Origin of the sequence: Devosia elaeis (assembly GCF_001650025.1) — a bacterium.
Classification (GTDB): Bacteria; Pseudomonadota; Alphaproteobacteria; order Rhizobiales; family Devosiaceae; genus Devosia; species Devosia elaeis.
In genome coordinates this window covers 1-6,060 of record NZ_LVVY01000078.1, presented here as the reverse complement: position 1 = coordinate 6,060, position 6,060 = coordinate 1, and the positions used below count along the sequence as shown (strand labels likewise).

The window sequence follows — 6,060 nt, the reverse complement described above, 5'->3', positions numbered from 1 at the left end:
GATTGTCGCCAGCGTCTCATCCAGATTGCCGCGCTATAGCCGTCCGCAACCGCGGCGAACTGGCCATTGCCAAACAGCGCAACGGCCCATGCACCACCATCGATCTCTTCATTGACGTTGCGTGTTCCGCCGTTCGGAACGCGGCCAGGAGCTTTTGACCATGGCACAGTTCCCAGCCCTGCCCCTCTGGACCGACGCCTATCTGGCGGACACTGGCCACCTGACCACGCTGGAGCATGGAGCGTATCTCATGCTGCTGATGTCTATGTGGCGCGCGGGCGGCGAACTGCCCAACGATGACCGGAAGCTGGCCCGCTTTGCCAAGCTGACGACGCCCCAATGGCAACGCATCAAGGACACCATCATGGAGTTCATGACCGTATCGTCGGACGGGCTCACCGTCTCTCAGGGGCGCCTGGGCGACGAGCTGCAGTATGTCCGTGATCACTCCAAGAAACAGGCCAAAAACTCCCGGCAACGGTGGGGAAATCGCACCGCACCCCCCGGACCTGTCGGACAGCACCCCAACCACCCATCGGACGGGTCGGAGCCTAACTCTATGGAAACATTGAATATGGCCGATGCCATGGGAATGCCAAACGCATCCCAAACCGATGCCCCCACACCCACACCCAATATAGTAGATACTAACGTATCTACATTGTCCGTTCCCGAAGGGTCTGAAATCGAGAAACCGGCTCGGAAACGGATTGTCTATCCCGATGATTTCGACGCGGCGTGGCAGGCATATCCAACCACGCCGAACATGTCGAAAGCCGAGGCATTGCCGGAGTGGAAGAAGCTGGCGCCTGACGACCGCGCCGTGGTGTTGCCGTCAATCGCCAGCTATCGCGCCTTCCTCAAGGCCAATCCCACTCATCCGGCCATTCATTTCTGCCGATATCTCAGCAAGCGACGGTTCGAGGGTTTTGCGGAAGCCACTGCCCCGGCTGAAACCGAAAAGACCTGGCTGACCCGATTGGGCTGGGCGCGTGGCAAGCGCCAGTGGCCGGTTCACCAGTGGGGGCCGATCCCCGGCCATCCTGGGTGCAGGGCACCGGCCGAATTGCTTAGGCCCGGCGATGGTGAAGGTTGGCAGGAAGCGAGGGCGGCGTAACCTATCCCTAAGCGACATGGAACCCATGCGCCTTGCGAATGTTTCGATTGTTGCGAATATTGCGATTGTGGGTTATATCTTTTGTCCAACGGGAGAACCTTCATGACAATGCCAGCATATGCCCATGAACTCGGCGGCCGCCTCCCGTCTGAGGGGGAAAAGGCCGCCGCCAATCAACTGAGAACACTGCTCGCCGCACAAGCAGCCGGCGATGCGAAGCTGCGCGTCATGGATGAAGAGACGCGCCAGCCTATTGAAGTCACGTTGACGCCTGGACTGTCCAGCCTGCTGATGGAATTGCTGCGCCATGTTGGCCGTGGCGATGCCGTTACGCTGGTGCCGGTGAGCCAGATGCTTACTACCCAGCAGGCTGCGGATATCCTCAACGTGTCTCGCCCCTTCCTCATTGCCCTTCTGGAGAAGGGGGAAATCCCCTTCACCACAGTGGGGCGTCACCGCCGGATCAAGGCCGAGAACTTGTTCGACTACAAGCGGCAGCGAGATGAGAAGCGAGGCGATGCGCTGTCAGCGCTGGCCGCCGACGACGCGGAGTATCTCTGAGCTTGTTCGCCAATCGCTTCACCGCCTTCATCGATGCTTGCGCGCTTGCGGGGGCGTTGAAGCGCAATCTGCTGCTGACATTGGCGGAGGCGGATTTCTTCCGTCTCCGCTGGTCAGCGACCGTGCTATCCGAAACCGAGGCCGCTATAGAGCGCATCCTGGCAGACAAGGGGGCGCCGGACGCAAAGGATCGAGCGATCCGTGCCCGAGCGAACATGGAAGCTTCATTCGAGGATGCCATGGTGCAAGACTTCGAAAAGTTCCTGTGCATCTGTGATGGCCTGCCCGATCCCAACGATGCCCATGTTCTGGCAGCGGCTATCAAGACCCAGGCGGCCGTCATCGTCACCGATAATTTGAAGCATTTCCCCGCCGACCTCATCGCACCGCTCAATATCGAAGTCCGTTCGACGGATGCGTTTCTGGCGGACACCATCATGCTCGATACCGGCCGCGCCGTCGCAGCCATCCGCCGGATGCGTGAGCGGTTCAAGCGACCGGAAAAGACCGCTGACCTGCTGTTCCTCGATATGGAGGCCGCAGGGCTAACGGAAACCGTCGACGCCCTTCGTGCTCACGTGCTCTCCCTCTAGGCTCCCTTTGTGGCGTGATGTCATCCGCCCCCAAACCCTCGAACACCCCCGTTACCTCCTCAGATGTCATCACGCTCCTCTTGGGCGTCATGTCTGACCATCAACGGCGAGCAACACCCAGCAACCGCCAATAGCGAATATCAACTAACTATTTGAATTTATTAGATTATTTTGACTTTCTGGCCGAGAGAAGCTAGATTCACGGGGCACTCAAATCAGGAGCTTGCCCCGATGAAATCGACCAAGTTCGACCAGAGCCCCAATTTCGAAGAGCGGCTTACCGTCGCCATTCCCGCTGACCTCAAGGCCAAGGTTTTCGCCCATGCCACCCGCCGGGGTCTTCCGGCCTCCATTTTGGTCCGTGAGGCGCTGATCGCCTTTACCAGCGGCAAGGCGGCATAGCCTATGGCTCAGTACATCTTCGGTGGGAACACTGGTGAGACGCCCCAGAGCATCGCCCAGAAACGCGCGCTAGTCGCGCAGATCATGGGAAAGTCGGCAGCCCCGCGTACTTTTGGTGAGGGCCTTTCCGCCATCGGTGATGGAATTGTTGCCAACGTTACCGGCAGGAGAGCGGACGAGGCGCAAGCGGCCGGTGATGCAAGTGCCGCCCCCATCAAGCAGCAGCTTATTGCCTTCATAACTGGCCAGGGCGCTCCAATACCATCCACAGCTGCCGGAATGGACGGCGCCGCGCCGTCCTTCTCTCCGTTGCCTGATGGCACCGAGTGGCTTCGCTACGGCAATGAAGGCGCAACCCGAAACCTTCCGCTCAGCGATGACCTTGTTTCGGCGCTATCCTTCCTGCCTGAATTGGGCGTGGAAATGGAAGTGTTCTCCGGCGGCCAGCCGGGTGAGGGGGAAGGGCCGCGTGTGGGCTCGACCCGGCATGACCATGGCAATGCGGCAGACGTGTTCTTTTCCCAGAATGGCCGCCGTCTCGATTGGTCCAATCCCGATGACCTGCCGATATTTGAGGAAATTGTTCGTCGGGGCAAAGCAGCTGGCATTACCGGCTTCGGTGCGGGCGATGGCTATATGCAGCCCGGCTCGATGCACATCGGCTTCGGCAATCCCGGTGTATGGGGCGCAGGCGGTTCGGGAGCAAATGCCCCTGACTGGCTGCGCAATGCCTATGACGGCAGCGAAGCCTCTCCAATGGCCACGCAGGGTCAAGGCACAGGTGAGCTGCCGCTAGAAACCCTGTTCTCCGCAGTGTCGAATCCATTCCTGATGGCCGATCCAGGTATGGCGTCGGTGGTCAATTCCATGCTGGCCCAGCGCATGCAGCAAATGGACCCCATGCACGCGCTGGATATGGATTACAAGCGTGCCCAGATAGCCAAGATGGAAGCCGACGCCAGTGCGGGACCGAAGGCCGCGACCAGCTTCGGCACGCCGATCTGGGGCTCCGATCCAGAAGGCAATGCGGTTTTCGGCACGCTCGACAATGCCGGCAATTTCAACATCACCGAGACGCCGGAAGGGTTCAGCTTCGGCAAGGAGCCGATCCGCCTCGACACCGGCAATGAGTTCACACTGCTCGATCCTGTCACCCGGCAGGTTATCGGTACGGTGCCCAAGGATAATTATGGGTCCGCCTATGAAACGGCGGCGGGCAGTGCCGCCGGTAAGGCTGGTGTTGAGGCTCAACTTGGTGCCCAGGAAGCCATTGCCACGGCCCAGCGCACCCTCACCCAGATTGAAAACCTCAAAAACGATCCCGGCCTCTGGTGGTCCGTTGGTGGCTTGGGATGGACTCCGAATGTGCCAGGCAATCCGCAGGCTGGCACCATCTCCCGCATCGAGCAATTGCAGGGCGCCTCATTCCTTCAGGCTTTCGAAAGCCTGAAAGGCGGTGGCCAGATCACCGAGGTCGAGGGCACCAAGGCGACCAATGCCATTGCCCGGCTTCAGCGTAGCCAAAGCTATGAGGAGTTCATCCAGGCCCTGACCGAGCTTCAGGAGGTTGTACAGGCCGGGCTGGAAAGGGCGCAGCGCCAAGCCCAGGGCGAGCCAATGCCACTGCCGAATGTCGCCGGCGGCAATGCCGGAAGTCCCGGCAATGGCGGTGGCTGGGAAGTGGTGGGGGTCGAATAATGGCGGTCTATACTATTCAGGCCCCCGATGGCCGGCGCATCAAAATTCGGGCAAATGACGAGCAGACCGCCGTGCAAGGCGCTCAGGAATGGGCCGCCGCCAATCCGAAGGTTCCTGATGGCAATGTCGCCAATCCTTCCGATGCCTATACCGAGGCCATGGCTGACGCTTCAGCTCGCAGCCAAGTGTTTGGAAACAATCAGCCTCGCATCTATGCCGAGCCGACCGACGACCTTCCAGTGCCACGTCCCGGCGTGAGCGGCCCCAGCGACAATATCCAGATCACCGGCCTCTTGAACAATATCGGCGCCGGTATCGACAATGGCGCCAACATGCTGCTCGGCGCACCGGTGGACCTTCCGGTCTGGCTCGGCAACTCTCTGATCAACGCCACCAATTCCGGTGTCGAAATGGCCGGCGGTGGTCGCCCCATCCCGAATATCCCCACGGACCTCCCCGGCTCAAGGGAAGGATGGGAGCGCACCCAAGGCAATCTGGGCTTTACCACGCCCAGCCAGGTCGTCCCGGCCGATAGCGGCGAGCAGTTTGCCAGAGCTGCCGCCGAAGCTGGCGTCATGGCCGCAATTCCCGAACTGCTGATGATCAAAGCTGGGCAGGCGACAACGGCACTGCCGCAAGCTCTCGATACCACCTCTGAAATCGCCGCCATGCTCTTCGGCCAGTCTCGCACCGGCGGAGAATTTGCTCGCAATCTGGCAGTAAATGCCGCTGGTGGTGCTGGCGCGGAGGCGGCAATGGAGGCCGCACCGGATTGGGCCAAGCCCTATGCCGGTCTTGCTGGTGGCCTTGGCGCCGCCGGAGCCACCCATGCCCTTACGGGTCTCCCAGGTCTGATTGGTAACGGCGTCAGAGTTGCTGGCGACTACCTCGCTCCCCTCACTGGCGCGGGTCAGCAGCGTATGGCTGGCCAAGTACTTCACGACGCCGCCACCTCTCCCGGTAGTGTCCTCGATACGCTTTCCAATGCACCGCCTGAACTGGTTCCCGGTTCATCCCCGACAACCTTCCAGCAAACCGGCGATATGGGTCTTGGTGCGCTGGAGCGCGGTGTTGCCGCCCGGAACCCTGCCGAGTTCATGCAGCGCAATGCCGATCAGAATGCAGCCCGGATTGGGGCAATGGAGGGTATCCAGCCCGGCGGTGCGCCCGAGCGGGTTGCCGCCTCTGTCCGCACCTATATGGATGCCATCGACCAGCAGGTTGCCGATGCCATCGCCGCCAGCACCCGACAGGCTCAGGACGCCGCGCAGGGCATCGGTGCGGGGATGGTACCCGAAACAGCGGGAACAGCCATGCGCGAGGCGCTGGAAGCGGCCAGGGCATCAGCCAAGGCGCAGGAGCGGGCATTGTGGCAGGCCGTTGATCCCGATGGCACCATGACGCTGGGTGTCCAGAATAGCCGCCAGGGGGCAAACCAGATTGCCCGGAACATGCCAACCTCGGCAAAACCCATGGCAGGCGAGGAAGCTGCTATCTTCGGCGTCGTGCGCGGTTATGGTGATACCGTCCCCTTCTCCGAATTGTCCGCGCTCCAATCCCGCCTGAAAGCGGAAATGCGGGCGGAGCGGATTGCGAACGGGGACAGCCCTGCCTATGCTCGCATGTCCCAGCTCAACAGCAGCATCCAGCAGTGGCCTGACCCCATAGGGTGGTCCGGTTTCAGTCTTA

General features: G+C 61.0%; 6 protein-coding genes. All 6 read left to right on the top strand.

The annotated features are described in order from the left end of the window. Positions 1-160: 160 nt before the first annotated feature. The gene (locus tag A3840_RS08615; RefSeq protein ID WP_067454893.1) at positions 161-1,117 is read left to right on the top strand and encodes a YdaU family protein; all 957 of its coding nucleotides are present in this window, start codon (positions 161-163) and stop codon (positions 1,115-1,117) included. A 102-nt stretch (positions 1,118-1,219) separates the two neighbouring features. Continuing rightward, positions 1,220-1,678, top strand: coding sequence for a helix-turn-helix domain-containing protein (locus A3840_RS08610; protein WP_067454896.1), 459 nt, complete (start codon positions 1,220-1,222; stop codon positions 1,676-1,678). 2 nt (positions 1,679-1,680) lie between these two features. Next, positions 1,681-2,271, top strand: a complete 591-nt coding sequence (locus A3840_RS08605) for a PIN domain-containing protein (RefSeq protein ID WP_067454890.1) — start codon at positions 1,681-1,683, stop codon at positions 2,269-2,271. A gap of 231 nt (positions 2,272-2,502) precedes the next feature. Beyond that, entirely contained in the window at positions 2,503-2,673 is a 171-nt protein-coding gene (locus A3840_RS19685; protein ID WP_165603154.1) for a hypothetical protein, read from the top strand. 3 nt (positions 2,674-2,676) lie between these two features. Beyond that, positions 2,677-4,371: a hypothetical protein gene (locus A3840_RS08600; RefSeq protein WP_131798280.1), complete on the top strand. Its 1,695-nt coding sequence runs from the start codon at positions 2,677-2,679 to the stop codon at positions 4,369-4,371. Next, positions 4,371-6,060, top strand: a 1,690-nt coding sequence (locus A3840_RS08595; protein WP_131798279.1) for a hypothetical protein, incomplete at its 3' end; no start/stop codon positions are given. The genes A3840_RS08600 and A3840_RS08595, both read left to right, overlap by 1 nt.